The sequence below is a fragment of the Haloferax sp. S2CR25 genome (genome assembly GCF_031624535.1).
Lineage (GTDB): Archaea > Halobacteriota > Halobacteria > Halobacteriales > Haloferacaceae > Haloferax > Haloferax massiliensis.
Genome location: NZ_JAMQOO010000003.1, coordinates 21,875 through 39,478 on the forward strand (window position 1 = coordinate 21,875; position 17,604 = coordinate 39,478).

Annotated in this window: 19 protein-coding genes and 1 pseudogene; 14 read left to right on the forward strand and 6 right to left on the reverse strand. The window is 58.4% G+C overall.

Annotated elements, in window-relative coordinates:
- Positions 1-50 precede the first annotated feature (50 nt).
- From NDI65_RS08615 to NDI65_RS08625, 3 genes are all read left to right on the forward strand, one after another.
- Complete coding sequence (locus NDI65_RS08615; RefSeq protein WP_310893577.1) at positions 51-1,064, forward strand: DUF63 family protein; 1,014 nt, start codon at positions 51-53, stop codon at positions 1,062-1,064.
- Between the two features lie 204 nt (positions 1,065-1,268).
- The gene (locus tag NDI65_RS08620) at positions 1,269-1,568 is read left to right on the forward strand and encodes a hypothetical protein (protein WP_310893578.1); all 300 of its coding nucleotides are present in this window, start codon (positions 1,269-1,271) and stop codon (positions 1,566-1,568) included.
- A gap of 90 nt (positions 1,569-1,658) precedes the next feature.
- The gene (locus NDI65_RS08625) at positions 1,659-2,528 is read left to right on the forward strand and encodes a sulfurtransferase (RefSeq protein ID WP_310893579.1); all 870 of its coding nucleotides are present in this window, start codon (positions 1,659-1,661) and stop codon (positions 2,526-2,528) included.
- A 121-nt stretch (positions 2,529-2,649) separates the two neighbouring features.
- On the opposite strand, the gene NDI65_RS08630 is transcribed toward NDI65_RS08625, so the two are convergent.
- Together NDI65_RS08630 and NDI65_RS08635 are read right to left on the reverse strand one after the other, a co-directional pair.
- Entirely contained in the window at positions 2,650-3,345 is a 696-nt protein-coding gene (locus tag NDI65_RS08630) for an NAD(P)-binding oxidoreductase (protein WP_310893580.1), read from the reverse strand.
- A 582-nt stretch (positions 3,346-3,927) separates the two neighbouring features.
- Complete coding sequence (locus NDI65_RS08635) at positions 3,928-4,662, reverse strand: type II CAAX endopeptidase family protein (protein WP_310893581.1); 735 nt, start codon at positions 4,660-4,662, stop codon at positions 3,928-3,930.
- 337 nt (positions 4,663-4,999) lie between these two features.
- Between NDI65_RS08635 and NDI65_RS08640 the strand changes: the two genes are divergently transcribed.
- From NDI65_RS08640 to NDI65_RS08655, 4 genes are all read left to right on the forward strand, one after another.
- Positions 5,000-5,221 carry a hypothetical protein gene (locus NDI65_RS08640; RefSeq protein WP_310893582.1) on the forward strand — a complete coding sequence of 74 codons (222 nt, stop codon included), beginning with the start codon at positions 5,000-5,002 and terminating at the stop codon, positions 5,219-5,221.
- Positions 5,222-5,380: 159 nt separating this feature from the next.
- Positions 5,381-5,653, forward strand: a complete 273-nt coding sequence (locus NDI65_RS08645; protein WP_310893583.1) for a hypothetical protein — start codon at positions 5,381-5,383, stop codon at positions 5,651-5,653.
- Positions 5,654-5,881: 228 nt separating this feature from the next.
- A complete protein-coding gene (locus NDI65_RS08650; protein ID WP_310893584.1) occupies positions 5,882-6,253 on the forward strand; it encodes a hypothetical protein in 372 nt (123 codons plus the stop codon).
- A 232-nt stretch (positions 6,254-6,485) separates the two neighbouring features.
- Positions 6,486-7,910, forward strand: a complete 1,425-nt coding sequence (locus NDI65_RS08655) for an aryl-sulfate sulfotransferase (RefSeq protein ID WP_310893585.1) — start codon at positions 6,486-6,488, stop codon at positions 7,908-7,910.
- 119 nt (positions 7,911-8,029) lie between these two features.
- On the opposite strand, the gene NDI65_RS08660 is transcribed toward NDI65_RS08655, so the two are convergent.
- Complete coding sequence (locus tag NDI65_RS08660; RefSeq protein ID WP_310893586.1) at positions 8,030-8,800, reverse strand: hypothetical protein; 771 nt, start codon at positions 8,798-8,800, stop codon at positions 8,030-8,032.
- A 99-nt stretch (positions 8,801-8,899) separates the two neighbouring features.
- Here NDI65_RS08660 and NDI65_RS08665 point away from each other — a divergent pair, with 99 nt between their 5' ends.
- The 5 genes from NDI65_RS08665 (at position 8,900) to NDI65_RS08680 (ending at position 13,574) form a co-directional block, all read left to right on the forward strand.
- A complete protein-coding gene (locus NDI65_RS08665) occupies positions 8,900-9,304 on the forward strand; it encodes a CopG family ribbon-helix-helix protein (protein WP_220619775.1) in 405 nt (134 codons plus the stop codon).
- A gap of 98 nt (positions 9,305-9,402) precedes the next feature.
- The gene (locus NDI65_RS22200) at positions 9,403-9,807 is read left to right on the forward strand and encodes a hypothetical protein (protein WP_345784708.1); all 405 of its coding nucleotides are present in this window, start codon (positions 9,403-9,405) and stop codon (positions 9,805-9,807) included.
- Between the two features lie 16 nt (positions 9,808-9,823).
- Entirely contained in the window at positions 9,824-10,015 is a 192-nt protein-coding gene (locus NDI65_RS08670) for a hypothetical protein (RefSeq protein ID WP_220619666.1), read from the forward strand.
- A gap of 463 nt (positions 10,016-10,478) precedes the next feature.
- Complete coding sequence (locus NDI65_RS08675; protein ID WP_220619667.1) at positions 10,479-12,866, forward strand: cation-translocating P-type ATPase; 2,388 nt, start codon at positions 10,479-10,481, stop codon at positions 12,864-12,866.
- Positions 12,867-13,268: 402 nt separating this feature from the next.
- On the forward strand, positions 13,269-13,574 hold the full coding sequence (locus NDI65_RS08680) for a helix-turn-helix transcriptional regulator (protein WP_220619668.1): 306 nt from the start codon (positions 13,269-13,271) through the stop codon (positions 13,572-13,574).
- A 154-nt stretch (positions 13,575-13,728) separates the two neighbouring features.
- Here NDI65_RS08680 and NDI65_RS08685 read toward each other — a convergent pair whose 3' ends face one another.
- Together NDI65_RS08685 and NDI65_RS08690 are read right to left on the reverse strand one after the other, a co-directional pair.
- On the reverse strand, positions 13,729-14,121 hold the full coding sequence (locus NDI65_RS08685; protein WP_310893587.1) for a winged helix-turn-helix domain-containing protein: 393 nt from the start codon (positions 14,119-14,121) through the stop codon (positions 13,729-13,731).
- Between the two features lie 409 nt (positions 14,122-14,530).
- Positions 14,531-15,334 (reverse strand): hypothetical protein, encoded by an 804-nt coding sequence (locus NDI65_RS08690; protein WP_310893588.1) that lies wholly within the window; start codon positions 15,332-15,334, stop codon positions 14,531-14,533.
- A gap of 130 nt (positions 15,335-15,464) precedes the next feature.
- Here NDI65_RS08690 and NDI65_RS08695 point away from each other — a divergent pair, with 130 nt between their 5' ends.
- Positions 15,465-16,016 carry an ArsR family transcriptional regulator gene (locus NDI65_RS08695; protein ID WP_310893589.1) on the forward strand — a complete coding sequence of 184 codons (552 nt, stop codon included), beginning with the start codon at positions 15,465-15,467 and terminating at the stop codon, positions 16,014-16,016.
- A gap of 68 nt (positions 16,017-16,084) precedes the next feature.
- Positions 16,085-16,478: pseudogene (locus tag NDI65_RS08700) on the forward strand (transposase); the annotation flags it as partial.
- A 284-nt stretch (positions 16,479-16,762) separates the two neighbouring features.
- Here the strand turns inward: NDI65_RS08700 and NDI65_RS08705 are convergent.
- Positions 16,763-17,545 carry a transcriptional regulator gene (locus NDI65_RS08705; protein ID WP_123622727.1) on the reverse strand — a complete coding sequence of 261 codons (783 nt, stop codon included), beginning with the start codon at positions 17,543-17,545 and terminating at the stop codon, positions 16,763-16,765.
- Positions 17,546-17,604: the final 59 nt, after the last annotated feature.

A 17,604-nucleotide genomic window follows, 5' to 3' on the forward strand; every position in this document is an offset into this window, starting at 1 on the left:
AGTGTCACATCTCACATCTCCCTGCTGCAGGACGTGAAAATTGGGAATCCATGACATCATCAGTATCGAATCACATAGAGGCCCGGCTACCACCGACGGGCACGGTTTCGTGGTGGCTCCTGTATCTGCTCGCGCCGGTTAGCCTCGTCGTCCTCGGTCTCGCACTGGTCCCCGAACTCGTCTACGACCGATACATCTGGCAGTACCTCTGGGGGCCGGTCGTTGCGGACGGCGCCGGCGAACCGGTGACTCACGAGGGGATTCGTGCAGTCAAGGGCTACAACCCGGTGAACACGATTACTTACGTGACGATCATGCTGTACGCGCTCCCAGGCGTGCGGGAGTTCTTCACTGCGTTCGATATCGACCTCGACGTCGGTCTCGCATACGGACTCGCCCCGATACTCGTTGCCGGAGGGGTGATGCGCGCACTTGAAGATGCGGAGCTATTGTTCCGGCCACTCAACTTGCTGTTCATCACCCCACCGATCTACTTCACCGTCGCTGCGATCACCACCGCCGCACTCCTTATCGGGGTTCTTCTCCGTCAGCACTTCGACAGCGAACACGCCGTTCCACTCGCGTGTGGAACCGTCGGGACCGTCTGGTCGATTGCCGGGGTCGTGGTCGCCCTCTCGTTCGGTCTCGGGTCGGGACGACCCTTCCGCCCACTCGTTCCGGTAGCGACCGTCGGGATCGCCGCGCTCTTCGTCGCCGGGTTCTATCTTACAGGTGACCGGTTGGACCGTCGCTACCTCCAGCACCCACTAACGCTACTGCTCGTGTTCGGCCAGATGCTCGACGCCGCCCAGAACCTGCTCGGCGTCACCTTCTTCGGATACACGCCGAAGCTGTTCATCACCCAAGTCGTCTACGAGGCGACCAACTTCTCCGGATCGACGTTCCTGCTCAAGTTCGCAGCGGTCGCGCTGATCGTTTGGACCGTCGGCTCCGGAGACGAGGACCTCACGTCCCGCTGGAGCTGGATCATCCTCTTCGTTGCGACCGCTGTCGGGCTCCCGCAGGGTGTCCGTGGAATGCTGCGGGTAACTATGGGGGTGTGAGATTCTGGATACGGTACCGGCCGATGGACCGCCCGAAAATGGTGTGAAGAGAACCGGAGGAATCGATGGTGGACTGGCACTTGTGGGAGCCTTGGCCGCCTTTAACCGAAACAACTGTTGCGTGACGAAACGAACTTGGACGGTGTTTCACACGCATATAGCTGTGAAAACCTTGACTCAGAGAAAGATGGTGCCCGAAACGAAATGGCTTCCATCCCACCATTTAGGAGGGGCACTATTCAACTACTGCATAACACAAGAGAGATGATATCAATAGACATTACCAGCAAGCGGCGCTTAGCATTCGTTCTGTTCGGAGCGTTCATCCTCACGGGGTTGATCGACAATACGTTGACCAAGATGGGTTACGAAATGCTCGCAACCGGTGTCTGGATACTCGGATACGGACAGATCGTCTTGATCATCTGGTACGTTTGGATACGGCCGTTAGATCTGTCGGGGCCCGAAACAACCGAGGTCGCTGACCCGGAGGACCCCGAGTAATGTCCGCACCGAATCGGTGAGGATGACACTTGGTGAAGAGGGGATCATTCCGGTAGACGTATTACAGATGCGTGGAAACGATCCTCGTGTATGAGCGAGAGCGATTATGCCAAGGACGTACTCGTCTCGGCCGACTGGGTCGAGGAGCATCTTGATGAGTTCCAGAGTGACGACCCCGAGTATCGCCTCGTAGAGGTCGACGTGGACACTGAAGCGTACGACGAGGCGCACGCACCCGGCGCAATCGGCTTCAACTGGGAGACCCAACTGCAGGACCAGACCCAGCGAGACATCCTCACGAAGGACGACTTCGAGGACCTGATGGGCAGCCACGGCATCACCGATGACTCGACGGTCGTGCTCTACGGTGACAACTCCAACTGGTTCGCTGCCTACACCTACTGGCAGTTCAAATACTACGGCCACGATGATGTGAAGCTCATGGACGGCGGCCGCGACTACTGGCTCGACAACGACTATCCGACCACGGACGAGGTCTCGTCCTTCTCGGCGCAGACGTACACCGCCTCCGGCCCGCGAGAGAGCATCCGCGCCTATCGAGAAGACGTGGAAAACGCCATCGGCCGTGGTCTTCCACTCGTCGACGTCCGTTCGCCCGAGGAGTTTTCCGGCGAGATTCTTGCCCCGCCCGGACTGCAGGAGACTGCTCAGCGCGGCGGCCACATCCCTGGGGCACAGAACATCTCGTGGGCCGCCGTCACCAACGACGACGGGACGTTCAAGAGCCGCGAGGAGATCGAGGAGCTGTACGCCGAAAGGGGCATCGACGGCGACGGCACCACCGTCGCCTACTGCCGGATTGGCGAGCGCTCGTCGGTCGCATGGTTCGCGCTTCACGAGCTGCTCGGCTACGAGGATACCATCAACTACGACGGCTCGTGGACCGAATGGGGCAACCTCGTCGGCGCTCCAATCGAGACGGGCGAAGCTGACGACTGACCCTCAGGAAGGCGGATACTTCGAAGCGGCGCGATGAGTGAAGCAGGCGGAGCGGGCCACTCTCTCTGAGCTTCGTACGTAGGGCGACCGTCGAGATGCGTTTACTCCTCTCATCGAGGTTCTAGCGATGTGAGAATTGCCACTCGATATCGAGCCCACGATCACGGAGCAGCGGGTTTCTGACCACCTCGAAGGTTCGAGCCGTTGCCGCTGGCGTTTCGAGAGCGGCGACCATCATCCGAGCCACATCTCTGCGGGATACAATTCCCCACAGTCCGGTTCCAGCATTGGCCACTCGCACGTCACCGATGACCCAGTTCCCGGTAAGTATCCCCGGACGGAAAATAGTATACTCGAGTCCGGACTCCCGGATCGCCCGCTCGGCACGCGTCTTCGCCTCGATCACAGGCCCGATGAACACCCGGAACGTGCGAGCCATGATACTCCCGCGGTCTCCACCGACGCCCAGTGACGACTCCATGACGAACGTCTCGACGCCGGCATCCACCGACGCGTCGACGAGGTTGACGTTCCCGCGACCGTCGACAAACTCGTCCGCGAAGAATACCTTTGATGGATGCGTCCCGACAGCAGTCAGGACAGCGTCCACGCCCTCGACGGCCTGTGTGGCATCGTCCCGATTCAGGAGATCACCGACGACAACTTCGTCGGCGCCCGAGCGACGTAACCGTTCGCCCTTCTCCCGAGAACGAGTGAGGGCCCGCACGGTGATGTCAGTTTCCGCCAGGATGGTCAGCACTTCCCGACCGGTATCGCCGCTCGCCCCCGCCAGAAGGACTGCGTCGGGATCGCTCATTGTACGGTTCATAAGCGGGCGAGACCTAAGTCTGTCAACCGTCCCGACGAATTTTTCGTTCGAACGTCATCTGCCCCCTAAGACAGTCTATAGACGGGGCGAATCGATACCGAGGGAACGACTGGGAAACGGGAGAGTGGCCTGCTGCAAGAATCACTCAAACGAGAGACATGGGTAGCCATCTTTCTACAAGGAGGGAATCCCGGCCTGAATGAAGGCCGGGGAGGATGTCACGAGACCTGCCTAGGATCGATACGATACCGAGACGCATGAGCATCAATCGACTGCAGTTCCCCTACGGTGCCGCAATGAGCCTCACGCCCCTAGGTGGCTGTCAAGGACCGGGCTGGTCAGGACAGCCGCCAGCTACCGATTCCCCGACGGGCTCTGCGAAGAGCAACTCAGAGGCGAGGACATTCATGTCGAGCGAGTTCTGGTGACGTGGGAGCATAGCCCCGATATACCGGACCGGCGCACACAGACGACGTCGGTCGCGCTCGACGGCCAACTGTACGTCATCGGTGAGATTGTCAACGATGGGGAACGAACGGTCACCGTCTGCGACCCTATCGGGAGACGTGCTCAGAGGAATCCAGTCGCCATGAGGTACGCAGCACCGAACTGCACCGCGTTGTACGCGCCGTGGACGAGGGCTGGGACAACCAGATTATCCGTATATTCGTAGGTCGCTCCGAGCACGAGCGCGAGCGCGAAGACGACTCCGATGTAGACGAACTTCCCCTGCCCGACGAGCGACGTGATATGGACGATGCCAAAGATTCCACTGGCAAGCACGATCGCTTGCCACGTAGAGAACGATTCCCCTAGTCGACCCTGAATGAGTCCTCGAAACAGGAGTTCCTCGCCAGGACCCACCAGCAAGAAAGAAAGTGGGACCAGTATGAGGAAAACCAGGGGATTCTGCTGACCGAGCTCGATAATCTGATTCTGTGCGGATTCGATTTCTAAAAATGAGAGTAGTATCGAAACTACGACGAGGAGCGACAGTAGGACCAGAGAGCCCCCGACAACGACGACGAGATCGCGGAGAGTCGGCAACCGAACGCGGACGAAGTCCAGACCAATCCCCCGAATACGAAGGTAGACGAGTGCGATACCGCCGAACGTCACGCCCTGCAACAGGACCGTACTCAGAAAGATCATGCGAGCTGGGCGGGAAAAGACCGGAACACTGAGCGTCTCGAGTGCGATGCCAGTCCCGAGGACGACGATATTTCCGACGATGAAGGCACCGAGAGCTAACCCGATCGACGCTCCCAACGCTCTCAGTCGAGGACCGGGCGTCTGTTCTGGCATGTGTCGACGTGGACGAGAGGAGTCCCGGATAGAAACCAGTATCGAAACCAGAGGCACTCCAGCGAAGATGGGCGACGACGGCCGTTCGAAAGATCGAATCACTCATACGGGTGTGTGTGCCTACGACCCAGTCACTGGTACGCCTCTACGGAGCGTGGGTTAGGATATAGGATCGAGGCCAGTCCGATTGACGGCATGAGCGCCGATACGCTTCGGGGAAGAGAGTCTCGTCCGTTCTCGAGCTGCGTGGCCAAGAAGCGAAACCAAAATGCCCGACGAGCGAACGGAGCAGGGTGATGTGAGAAGTTTCATACTCGGCGTGAGGGTGTGTCGAGACATGCAGCTGGAGTACCCCGCGAGATCGAGGGGGTTGGTTCTTCGCTTCGTGACGCTGTCGATCATCGTCCTTCTCCTCGTTCCCGCTGGAACTGGTGCGTTGACGAGCGAACCACAGGATCTGGAAGCCGGAACGATATCAGACCCCGCGAACGGAACGACAGTCATCTCCGTCCAGGGGTTCAAACTATCTGGATGGGCCAGCGGGAAGAAGCCAGCCTGACTCGTCGGGGTGGGACCTGCCGGAGAGATCAAGTGAGTCCATAATGGTGAGGCTCTCGAGTTATCGTGGTTCTATGATGTCGATCCGATAAACGGGAGCGATCTGCTCATCACGGGTGTCAACCCAAGCGAGACAATCATTTACGAGTGGAATCCACGGATGGACGAGGTCACCTGGTCCGAGCGCTTCGACCTCGAAGACACGCACGACGTAGACGTAATCAATGGTGACCAGCTGTTGGTCGCGAACATGCGTAATTACAACGAATCGGCCGGCGAGAACAACGATCGAGTGTTCATCTACAACCGGACGTCCGATCGGATCACCTGGGAGTGGCGGTTTCGTGGCCACTACTCCTCGGACAGTGGCGGCACGTATGCTGACGACTGGACCCACGTCAACGACGTCGATAAGATCGCCCGGGGCGAATAGCTGGTTTCCAACCGGAACTTCGATCAGGTCATCGTCGTCAATCGGTCGACGAACGAAATCGAGCGCCGACTGGGATCCGATGGTGATCTGAAGATGCTGTACGAACAGCGCAACCCCCAGTACCTACGCGGACAGAACGGGACGCCGACCGTACTGGTCGCGGACACCGAGAACGATCGAGTCGTCTAGTACGCGAAGACCAACGGGACGTGGACGTGAACCTAGACGTTGGGCTCGGGCAAGTCGCTGAGCTGGCCTCGTGATGCCGACCGGCTCCCGAACGGCGACACGCTCGTCACGGACACACTCAACCACCGAGTTATGGAGGTGACTCCTAACGGAGAGGTCATCTGGAAGTTCTACCTGCGGTGGGGCACGTACGAAGCCGAACGGATGCAGCTCGGCGACGACCCGGGCGGGCCGACGATGAGGGACCAGAACCTCACCGGAGACTACGGCGTGAGGGGCAGCGTTGGCCTGGCTCCCAGAACAGGGGAGGAGCAGACGGTCTCGCAGTGGCTTGCCAGTCTCGTAACAGCGACACCCCTCGAAGCGGAACTGTCGTCTGCGGCTGAGCGCTGGTCGCACGTCACGCCGTAGATTCGCCCGGTCTGGATGGATTCTTGGGCGTTCGCGAGCACAGGATTCGTGGGACTCCTCCTCGCAGGATGGGGATTCGCGGAGATCGTCTATCGCCGCCAGGGCATCCATGCAGCCGTAGTGAATCTCACGAACCGCTGAAAACTGATCTTCGAGTCATTTCCCGAGGTGTATTCAGTACCCACTTGGAAAAACAACAGTTAACATGAGGGGTTGTGCAACCTTCGTTCAGATGCCCCGCAGATTCGGTCATGCAGGCTTCGTTTCGCTCCTCCTGTTGCTTCTCGTGCTCGCGCCAGTAATCACTCAGCTCTCCACAGCGCGACCAGGGGGTCCGACAGAGCCGAAGAACACAGGATTCACCGCCGTTGGTAACGCTTCGCAAGTCACCCGGAATCCCTGTGTCGGGACGGTCACTGACCGCCCAAACGGGACGACTCTGCTGTCGATTCAAGGAGCCCGAGGCGGTGAGAAAACCGCCGCGATGCTCGTGGGAATTCGCCCAAGTGGCGAAGTCGTTGGCGTCCACAACGACTCGGCGAACGGTCGCTGGTGGGTCTACGATATCGAGCGACTGGCGAACGACAACCTGCTGCTGTCGACGACCGAACCGGGCATCTCGATCGTCGAGGAACTCAACGCTACGACCGGCGAACACGTCTCGACTCGGCGATTCCCGAATGTACTGGACTCCCACGATGCCGACCTGATCAACGGTGACGAACTGCTTCTAAACGACATGAGCCGGAACGGTAACGACCGCGTCATCGTTTACAACCTCAGCAGTGAGGAGATTGTCTGGGAGTACCGATTCGACGACTATCCTACCGCCTTCCCGAAGGAGGGTGGTGGCGAGTACGGTGGCGACTGGACGCACAACAACGACATTGACCAGATCCGACCTGGCGTGTTCATGGTGTCGGTCCGCAACTTCGACCAAGTCGTTGCCATCGACCGCGAGACCAAGGAGATCCGCTGGACGCTCGGCAACGACGATAACCGCGATATCCTGTTCGAACAGCATAATCCCGACTACATTGAGGGCGAGAATGGGACGGCCACAGTCATCGTCGCCGACAGTCGCAATGACCGTGTCGTCGAGTATTCTCGGGAGAACGACAAATGGGTCCGCACTTGGGTGTTGCGTGGTGGTGGGCTAAACGAGCCTCGTGACGCCGACCGCCTCCCCAACGGGAACACGTTGGTCGTTGACCGCCGCGGTGACCGCTTGCTCGAAGTGACTCCACAGGGTGACGTCGTCTGGGAGTTTTACGCGCCGTGGCAGCCCTACGACGCCGAGCGAATTGGCACTGGCGACGGGTCGACAGCACCGACCGCTCGCCAGCTAAATGCGACCGGTGTCCACGAGCTAACAGGCAGCGCAGGTGTCGACGAGAGTCGGACCGAAGCCTGCTATGCATACCTGACCGACTGGAGTGGAGGTAGCCAGCTCGTCCCCTCTGAGGAACTCGCAACGACGCAGCCGGCCGACACCGATTCGACTGCGACAGCGAGTCGGACACTAGGCAACAACGACAACGCGCTCAAGACGCCACCTAGTCGCCTGCCAGACGTCCCGATCGTAGCTGGTGGTATCCTGGTGATACTCATATCGACACTACTCGGCCTGGCAGCTACGCGACGGTGGCGGTCCTGACCGGGCAGACAAACCACCACCAATGACTGGTACAGACGACGCCTCCCACAGCGTCGTGTGAGGTACTAGATGAAATAGAGAACCACTTCGTTGTCGTCTATACTGACGTGTGACTCATATCAGAGGAATTGCACTAGATCGGCCGCATCCAGCAGGAACACGCCCCCGATCACCCACAGGATCACTGCACTCGCTAGCGGCAGGTACTCGTCGATATTCTCAACGCGTCCCTGTACCCGGTTGTACGCGAGTACTGTCAAAAGCACCATCGTTGTAATCGAGACCGTGACGGCGACACCATAGACGAGCACCAGGGTGAGACAGTTCCCAGCACCTGCACAGAAACTCAGGAGGGCAAGCTGTTCCTCGTGGGCGAATCCGATGAGGAAGGCGAAGCCAGCGAACCCGAGCAAGCCATTATTCTCGCCAACCTGAAACGCTGACAAGGCGCTCTGGGAGACGTCGTCAGCGTCTGCATCGAACGCGAATCCCTCATCGTGCTCGTGGCTGTGGTCATGTGCTCCTTCGGAATCATCCCCGTGGCCGTCGCTGGACTCGTGGTGAGAATAGCCACCATGGTCGTGATCGTGTCCGTGGGTGTACAGCCGATAGCCGAGATAGAGCAACAACACACCCGCACCAGCACGAATCAGCGTGGTAAACGGCGAGAGATCGATCTGCGTGCTCACGAGGATGAACACGAGCACGAGCGCGCTCGAGGCGAGGATATGGGCAATCGAGAGGAGCAGCCCACCGGCCAGCCCCGTGAGCCATTTGCGCCGCTGATTGAGCGCGTAGACGCCGGCGACCGGCCATGCGTGTCCCGGCTCAAGCCCGTGAAAGAGTCCCATCGCAATCACACCGATGAGTACACCCGAACCAATTGCCATTACCTGATGGAGGAACGAGCCGCTGAAGACGGTTGTTATGTTTGAATCCAGGGATTCGTAATAACGAGAGCTTTCAACCACGCAGTTCCACATATGGATATGCGGACGAGTTTGAACATTCCGTCAGATGTCCTCGAAACGTTCGACCAGACATGGCAAGCCGAGGGGCTAGAGTCGCGGTCACGGGCCGTCAGAGAAGCCATCCAGGAATACGTCGAACGGCATAGACAACTGGAGGAAGTATCAGGCGACGCTACAGCGGCCCTCGCGTTCGATTACGAACACACGCTCGTTATCGGCGAACTCCATACCGTTCAACACGAGTTTCAGGACGTGATCGAGACGACTCACCACACGCACGGTGACTGGTGTCTGGAAACGATTTTCTGTCGCGGTCCGGCAGGACGCATCCGAGAATTAGTGTATCGCCTCCGTGATTTCGACGCCGTCGGACGGGTCAATGTCTTGTTCCTCCAACCCACAACAGAAAATAACGACACTTAACATGCAGAGGCTACGTAGTACTCTACAACCCAACGTGAAAGAGATGTCCTCGCCTCATCATCAACAGATAAAATTCGGGGCTGACGGACGAACCACCGATGAGTGATGACTGCGACTCCGGCGACCAGTTCACCGGGACTAGCCCATGGCCGCCCTTCGTTGCACTCGGCTTAGCACTCTCTGAGGTTGGCGTGGTTCTTGGACTTCGTCCAGTATCTGTCGCGGGACTGCTGCTGTTCGTCGGATCGGTTGCTGGAATCCTGACGGAAGCAGGGTATGTTTCTCGACCTGCGCGTGCGGCTGGGGTGCAAGGAGTTGCACTAGTCGGCGTTGGGATTACGTTGGTACTGCAGAATCAGACCGGGACGACGGTTCGCGGACAGTCGATCGCCATCGCCGGCGTCCTCAGTCTCCTCGGTGCACTCCTCTGGGTGGGGTTCATCCGGACACGTGCCCGAGATTCGAAGGCGACGACCGAATCGACAGAAACAACATCTGATTGAGATCACTACAACACACATGGAATTCAACACGACGACAACCGCAATCGCGTTCATTATCCTGCTCGCCGTTCTCGTTGGCGGCACGGCGATGAGTCCGATGAGTACGAGTACCGTTGCGATGGTGAGCGTCGGCCTCGTCGTCTTCGGCGTCCTGTCGCTCGCCCTCGGCGTCAAACATGGCGAATACCGGGCAAACCATCACCGATGATGCTCCCCCAAGGAAGCACAGTTCGGGCTCACAGTCGTCGCGACGATTCTCATCCCGGGACTCGCTGATTACGCCTTGGCATCTGCCGCCATGCACGGCAGCTGTTCGCCACCCGTCACTCAGGAACCGACCGGCGACAAACCCGCCAACGAATCCCGTACTCAACAGCAGTACTACTCCGCCCACAGAACATCTGGGGGAAAGAAATAAACGGTCCTGCTCCGAGCGTCACGAGCCCAACCGCACTCCCAAGAGCAAGCGCTTTCCAGCGGAGCATACATGGGTATCTCTCAACGCGAGACATGGACCCTCTGGTGCAGTTCCCGAACAAGCACAACGGGATCTTGATGTAGTCGGAGCGAGATTGTTAATAACTCAACTCCAGAAAATTGCTAAGGATACTTATTTAGAGGCGGTTTTATAGCAGCCAATTTAATAATTCGCCATTGCCTAGCTTCTGGTAATGACATCGTCCGGCCGGGATTCACACGAGTCAGATGATGAATCCCACGACCACGACCACGATGGACACGGAGCCGACGACGTAACCGCGACATCGTCGAGCGAGGGCGAAGTCGCCCAGTTCTCTGTCCCCGAGATGGACTGTCCATCCTGTGCAGGGAAAATCGAGAATGCCCTAGATAATCTCTCGGGCCTATCGAGCTACGATACCCAGCCAACCACCGGAAAGGTAGTCGTCACGTACGATGCGGAATCCCTCTCACCACCGGACATCGTCGATGCTATCGAGAGCGCTGGCTACGAGGTAACCGACTCGACGGCGACTGACGCGGACGCTGGAGACAGCCCCACCGACGACCGCGAGAGCGTCTGGACCAGCTCGCGGGCGATCAAAACGTGGATCAGCGGTGGATTCGTCACCCTCGGGCTCCTTTTCGAGTTCCTCCTTACGAGCCAGAACGTGCTTGTGGCTGAGATCGTCGGCCGGGAATTATTCATCGCCGACATCCTCTTCCTCGTCGCCATCGGGGTCGCTGGCCAGGTCATCTTCCGGAACGGCTACTACTCTGCACGGAACCTGAATCTCGATATCGACCTGTTGATGAGCATCGCCATCAGCGGGGCCGTCATCGCCGGGCTCGTCTTCGGGGAGTCACTGTACTTCGAGGCCGCCACGCTCGCCTTCCTGTTCAGCGTCGCCGAACTGCTCGAGCGCTACTCGATGGATCGCGCCCGGAACTCGCTGCGCGAACTGATGGACCTCTCACCCGACGAGGCGACGGTCAAGCGCGACGGTGAAGAGGTGACGGTTCCTGTCGACGACGTGGCTGTCGGTGACGTCGTCGTCGTGCGTCCGGGCGAAAAAATCCCGATGGACGGAGACGTGCTCGATGGTGAAAGTGCCGTCAACCAGGCCCCCATTACCGGCGAGAGCGTGCCCGTCGACAAGACACCGGGGGACGATGTGTACGCCGGCACGATCAACGAACAGGGGTATCTCGAGGTCGAGGTCACCTCTGAAGCGGGCGACAACACGCTCTCGCGCATCGTCCAGATGGTTGAGGATGCTCAATCGAACAAGACCGAACGCGAGCAGTTCGTTGAGCGGTTCTCCTCATACTACACGCCGGTCGTCGTCGGTTTCGCGATCTTGGTGGCGGTTATCCCGCCCCTCCTATTCGGGGTGTCGTGGCCGACGTTCATTGTCTACGGCCTCACGCTGCTCGTGCTTGCGTGTCCGTGTGCGTTCGTCATCTCGACGCCCGTCTCCGTAGTGTCGGGGATCACCAGTGCCGCGAAAAACGGCGTTCTCATCAAGGGTGGGAACCACCTCGAAGCGATGGGCGCGGTCGAAGCGATCGCGATGGACAAGACCGGGACAATCACGAAGGGCGAACTCACGGTAACGGATGTTGTTCCGTTGAACGGTAACAGTGAGGAGGACGTCCTCCGGTGTGCCCGCGGGCTGGAGTCGCGGTCCGAACACCCCATCGGGGAGGCCATCGTCGGCCGTGCAGAACAGGCAGCCGTCGCGGAACGCGAGGTCGACGAGTTCGAGAGCATCACCGGAAAAGGAGTCAAGGCTGACCTCGACGGCACGCCACACTACGCCGGCAAGCCGGGGCTGTTCAACGAGTTGGGCTTCGACCTGTCACACGTCCACGCAACGACCGACGGCGGCGTCGTCACGACGAAGAGTCGCCAGATGTGCGAGCGTAACGACTGTCTCGACCTCCTCGAGGAGACCGTTCCCGAACTCCAGTCGCAGGGCAAGACCGTCGTGCTCGTCGGAACCAAAGCCGAGATCGAGGGCATCATCGCCGTGGCTGACGAGATCCGCCCCGAGTCGAAGCAGACGATCCAGCGCCTCCACGATCTTGGCGTCGAGCACATCATCATGCTTACCGGTGATAACGAGCGGACTGCACGGGCAATCGCCACCGAAGTGGGCGTCGACGAGTTCCGCGCCGAACTGCTCCCCGACGAGAAGGTCGAAGCGATCAAGGAACTCGACGAGCAGTACGACGGGGTCGCGATGGTCGGCGACGGCGTCAACGACGCCCCCGCACTCGCAACGGCAACCGTGGGTGTTGCGATGGGGGCAGCCGGAACGGACACGGCGCTCGAAACCGCCGATATTGCCCTCATGAGCGACGATCTGTCGAAGCTGCCGTATCTCTACGAACTCGCTCACGACGCGAACAGCGTCATTCGACAGAACATCTGGGTGAGCCTCGGTGCGAAGGCACTACTCGCTCTGGGAGTTCCGTTCGGCCTCGTCCCCATCTGGGCGGCCGTCCTCGTCGGGGACGCTGGCATGACAACGGCGGTCACCGGGAATGCGATGCGACTCTCACGGCTCACGCCAGATCAGCTTCACACTGACTGACATCCTCTGTCGTCTAAAGACGCAGGTATTCCCCTCAGGTCTCTATAACCGAGTCCGAAGTGAGGTATTGACGATTATCCGGTATCGATTACGGTCGTGAGTGACGATGTACAATCAGTCGGATACAGTCACCCGAGACAGACCGACCGAATTCGGGGGTTCTCACAAGCAACCAATATCGCAGGCAGTATTACCCGAATTCCGATAATGCGACTGTGAAGAGAGAAGCCCCGATGACAGTCGGGAGCGGATAATGGGCCGACTGCAAGGGAGTGGGACAGGGGGTGCTGTCATCGGGATGGCACGCTGTCTCGGAACGTGCCACATGAGCGTTGGCAATCGGTCGTAATACCGATTGCGATGTCATAACGACTACGATGCCGTAGTTCAAAGTGAGAACAGATGAACGACTTGACAGCCTTCCAGCGTGACATCCTGTACGTGCTCGCTGGACTTGATGAACCGCATGGGCTCGCAATCAAGGACGAACTGGACACGTACTACGAGTCGGAAATCAACCACGGACGGTTGTATCCGAATCTCGATGCGCTCGTCGAGGACGGTTTCATCAAGAAGGGCAAACTCGACGACCGAACGAACAGCTACACGCTGACATCACAGGCACGGCGAGTACTTCGGGGGCGGCGGACCTGGGAAAACAAGTATCTCTCCGAGGAAACGAGCGGGCTGAACGTACTCATAGAGTAATCGATGATTGCTTTGAGGCACATAGATAGATCAAGATTGAATGTGATCCCAGACTTGCGAGAACATCGAAAGGGTGTCAAACGGACTACTCGTCGCTTACGCTCGAACAATGGAGCAGCTACAGTCAGCGAAGCCCTCCGTTTCGCTCGATAGCTTATTGTGAGTGATCGAAGCCAGTGATGCTTCGATAGTCCGACTCTATCTCTTGCCGTCCGAGATGCGTGATCGTGTAGAATGTCTGTCGCCCGTCAGCATCTTCAGGCGCACCCGTCCGAGCAATCAGCCCAGCATCGACGAGTTCTCCGAGGTGATGACTGAGGTCGTACCTGTCATCGTCGATAGCGACAGCGAGTTCTTTCCGAGCGACTTCCTCCCGTTCCCAGAGGAGGAACAAAATCGCGTAGCGCCGCTCGTCACCGAGTGCTGCTTTTCGGGCAGTGTGGTCAGCGAGCGCACCCATACTGTCATCGAACAGCCGCTGGTCAACGTACTGTTCGAGCTCTCCCTCATCAGGGGCTGCCGTCGTGGGCCCGGTCTCAGCGGCCATTAGTGAGTGTACCTTCGGCGGGCGTCAATATGAACCAAACGAATACAAAGAAAAATTTCAGTATTTATCTTCGATAGGTTTCGTGGATACCTCTTCGCGTTCGATGGACATCCATTTGCGCTCCAAATCATTCCAGAGCGTAATGTTCGACGGCGAAACGAACTTCTGGTGCAGTAAGTCAACCTTCTGATGTGAAGAGCCCCCCCAATCCTCCGTCAGCCATCCGAGGAAAAGGCATTCCGCGAAATTCATTTCGCAGAAATTGAGTTCTAATCTCGAAACGTGACTCAAGGCGACAGTCCCTACATGTGCTGCATGATTCGGAGGCCGTCTTGGACGTTCCTTCTCGCTCCTCTACTCGTCGTGAACGAGCTCTGAGTTCCGACAATGGCGATATCGACCGATTTGCTTAGAGAGCGCCGTCCGGTTCCCAGTCAGCTGCCCACCGTGGCAGACTGGGACCAGGAACGCGAGCCGCCTGCTCTCTCAGCTCGCTATCGATGAACCAGGGATGACACTGCCCGGCGCGTTCGAAATCACGGAAGAAGCTGAGATGAACCCAACTATACGTCGCTGGAGATTCGTTTGACTGCCTCCGTTCGTTGATCGTTTCTCTGATCTCCTCAGACGTGATACTGATATCGTTCTCTTTGGCCGTGTGATAGAGCCCCTCCAGTTCGGCTTTCTTGTCCTCGGCGTCGATATCGTTGTTGAAGTAGATCTCAAGGGCTGCACGTCGAACGGCGTCGGGAGTGTCCACGTTCCCGTCGGTCATCCATACGTAATCTTTCGGCAGGACATGAGTCTTTGTGAAATAGAGAGTATGGATGACACCGAGTTCGGGGCTCTCGCCGCCAGATTCCTTCTCGTAGACACCCGCGATCCAGTCGGCGTACGTGGCCAGCAGATGCAGTTTGACCGCGAACGGCGATCGGTCGGCGAAGTCGGGGTCACGGAGATCACCGACGACAGCTGCGAACGTGTCGGTCCGCTTGTTGAGTTCACTCTGAACGATTCGGAGATTTCGCTCGAACCCGTCGCGGTAGCTCCCGAGGACGAGGTAGGTCGTGCGCCCGGATACCTGGAAAGCAGGCAACTCTGTGCGGATAAACTCGATCGCTGCCTTCCGTTCGTCGACTTCGAGCGGGTCGGTCAACGCTCTGTTGAGCGCTTGCTTGACCCGTGCAGCATCAGACGACCCGGAGGGAGCCATTCGGGCCGACGTGGGTGTGAGCGTCACTTAATGCTGCCGAAATAACTTGGCTATATTGAATTTGACCAACTTGGATATGCCCACTGGGTTATACCGAACTATTATACTGCTGTGGCGCTGAGGTAAGTGTATGAGCGAGACGCCCCCGGCCGATCCCACTGCTCCCTTCGAGGCCCAGCGGGCGATGCACGAACTCCTCTCTCAGGAGACTCGCCACCACATCCTCCAGACAATCCTCGGGCATCCCGCCCACCTGACCTCCCTCGCAGAACTCGGGTACTACAGCCAGAAAAGCGAGTCTGCGATCCTCGACCAGCTCGGGGAGCTGATCGATCACGGCATCATCGCGGCGTATACCCATGAGGGGAGCGAGGGAACGCGAGATCAGCCGAGCAAGTTCTACGGACTGACCGAACGGGGCGTCGCGGTGCTGGAGGAGTTCAAGTACCTCCGTGGTGTCCCCGTTCTCCGCGCTATTCATGAGAACACAGTCAAGCCGAAACGAATCCAGCGCCACGAGGATGCCCCCCGTCCAGCGCTCCCGGACAAGGTAGCTGAGGCGCTCGACGTCGATGAGGAAGACGTAGACGTGGGTGAACTGAAGGAGCCCGAACAGCCAGCCATGTTCGCAGGCAGAGCAACCGACGATGAGAAAGGAGCCTTCGACGACCTGTTTGAGTGAGGATGATCGTGATTCTTCGGACGGGGACCATTTCTCTCTGAGACTTGAGAGTTCCCCCACCCGTCGGTGTTGAATCAGCGTCCGTCCACGTCGAGGCCGGCTCGCATCCGATACGGTTTCTGTACGTGCCGTCGACGAGCGGTGAGGGAACTACTGTCTTCGCAACGAACCTCCGAGTCGGACCGGATGAGGCCAAGACGTTCTGTCGCCGGTATAGTCGGCGCTGGCAGATCGAAAACGAGTACAAGAGCATCAAGGGTGATTTTTTTGGCGAAGACGTCCTCGAAAGACTACCGCGTGCGGTTGTTCTACTTCGTGTTCGCGGTGTTGCTCTACAACATCTGGCGGCTCACGGACTTCCTGCTGAAAGCAGGCGTCGATGGAGAGATGGACTACACGCCCGTGTTGACCGCGGGCGAGTGTGTTGAGATCGTCGTCTCGGCGTTGATCCCGCCTGACTAACAGGCTGATCCCTCGCTGAGTCCACCTCTCGGGAGTGGCGACGTTGCTCGGCAGCGCCAGAATTCACGCAATTTCTCACGCCCGTCCGATAGTGCACCCGAAAGGGTTCAAATTCGATTCTCTATCGGGGAGAAGAACTACGAGTTGACGGAGAGTCAGCCTGAAACTAGCCTATCCTCCGAAACTGTGGACGGAGCACAATCTCGGAGGATGGATTTGATGCGTACCTTCTATTCAAAATATCGAGAACTGAATCAAAAATTGGAGGGGTGATTTTCTCCTATTCAGAGGCGGCCTCGGAGGAAGACCGGCTCAGCCTCCTGTTTCGCGCGTTCATACTGGTCTGTCGCCCAGTCGAGCGCGTCGTCGGTATCGTTCACCAAAATGCCACCCAGCCCTTGCTCAGTGAAGACCACGATTCCAACCTCGTCCGCATCCGCAATCCAGAGCCCGAACGAAAACGGGATCGATGCTCGATACAGGTGCACGTTCCCGTCGTTCATCAACTCGTTCGTGAGCGTCGGAAACGCGGTATGGACCTGTTCGAACACCTGGGTTGGCAGGATCATCTCGAGCGAGTAGCGTTCGCTAATCTTCACGCATTCGTAGAATTCCTCGGCGAAGCCAGTCACGACGACTGGAGTAGCGACATACACCTCCGTTGCGTGCTCAACCGAATCGAGAAGTGTCTGTATGACTGCGTCCGGCATCGATGGGTCGGCCTCGTAGACGTCAGCGCCATCGAGGAACGCACAGCCAATCGGCTCGTCGATCGAGAGGTGGTTGAGGATTGGGGCGGCTTCGGCGAGTGTAGAGAGCTGGTCACGATACGCTTCCTGCGCTCGGTAGCTACACCACCCGAGAAGCGTAGGCATCCAGACGCCGTCTTCATACCGGGCGAGATCAGCAGCAGCGAGGTCGCGCAGGGCACGGTCCAGCGTGGAGCGCGAGACATCCACCGCGTCTTCTAAATCGCGTTTCGAGCGTGGGTGTTCGATGAGTACGCGGAGGTAGGAGTGGCGCTCGGTGAGGACGGCGTCGAGATCGTCGCCGGATGAGAGAGCCATGTTAACTATTTACACATAGGCGACGGTTAAATTCTCCCTATAGCTGAGTAGGTTGATTC

Coding starts and splice junctions, on each gene's coding strand:
- NDI65_RS08615 (WP_310893577.1), top strand. CDS start 51: ATGACATCATCAGTATCGAATCACATAGAGGCCCGGCTACCACCGACG.
- NDI65_RS08705 (WP_123622727.1), bottom strand. CDS start 17,545: ATGGCTCTCTCATCCGGCGACGATCTCGACGCCGTCCTCACCGAGCGC.
- NDI65_RS08660 (WP_310893586.1), bottom strand. CDS start 8,800: ATGGCAATTGGTTCGGGTGTACTCATCGGTGTGATTGCGATGGGACTC.
- NDI65_RS08675 (WP_220619667.1), top strand. CDS start 10,479: ATGACATCGTCCGGCCGGGATTCACACGAGTCAGATGATGAATCCCAC.
- NDI65_RS08635 (WP_310893581.1), bottom strand. CDS start 4,662: ATGCCAGAACAGACGCCCGGTCCTCGACTGAGAGCGTTGGGAGCGTCG.
- NDI65_RS08625 (WP_310893579.1), top strand. CDS start 1,659: ATGAGCGAGAGCGATTATGCCAAGGACGTACTCGTCTCGGCCGACTGG.
- NDI65_RS08655 (WP_310893585.1), top strand. CDS start 6,486: ATGCCCCGCAGATTCGGTCATGCAGGCTTCGTTTCGCTCCTCCTGTTG.
- NDI65_RS08690 (WP_310893588.1), bottom strand. CDS start 15,334: ATGGCTCCCTCCGGGTCGTCTGATGCTGCACGGGTCAAGCAAGCGCTC.
- NDI65_RS08665 (WP_220619775.1), top strand. CDS start 8,900: ATGCGGACGAGTTTGAACATTCCGTCAGATGTCCTCGAAACGTTCGAC.
- NDI65_RS08620 (WP_310893578.1), top strand. CDS start 1,269: ATGGCTTCCATCCCACCATTTAGGAGGGGCACTATTCAACTACTGCAT.
- NDI65_RS08685 (WP_310893587.1), bottom strand. CDS start 14,121: ATGGCCGCTGAGACCGGGCCCACGACGGCAGCCCCTGATGAGGGAGAG.
- NDI65_RS08695 (WP_310893589.1), top strand. CDS start 15,465: ATGAGCGAGACGCCCCCGGCCGATCCCACTGCTCCCTTCGAGGCCCAG.
- NDI65_RS08670 (WP_220619666.1), top strand. CDS start 9,824: ATGGAATTCAACACGACGACAACCGCAATCGCGTTCATTATCCTGCTC.
- NDI65_RS22200 (WP_345784708.1), top strand. CDS start 9,403: ATGAGTGATGACTGCGACTCCGGCGACCAGTTCACCGGGACTAGCCCA.
- NDI65_RS08630 (WP_310893580.1), bottom strand. CDS start 3,345: ATGAGCGATCCCGACGCAGTCCTTCTGGCGGGGGCGAGCGGCGATACC.
- NDI65_RS08640 (WP_310893582.1), top strand. CDS start 5,000: ATGCAGCTGGAGTACCCCGCGAGATCGAGGGGGTTGGTTCTTCGCTTC.
- NDI65_RS08680 (WP_220619668.1), top strand. CDS start 13,269: ATGAACGACTTGACAGCCTTCCAGCGTGACATCCTGTACGTGCTCGCT.
- NDI65_RS08645 (WP_310893583.1), top strand. CDS start 5,381: ATGGACGAGGTCACCTGGTCCGAGCGCTTCGACCTCGAAGACACGCAC.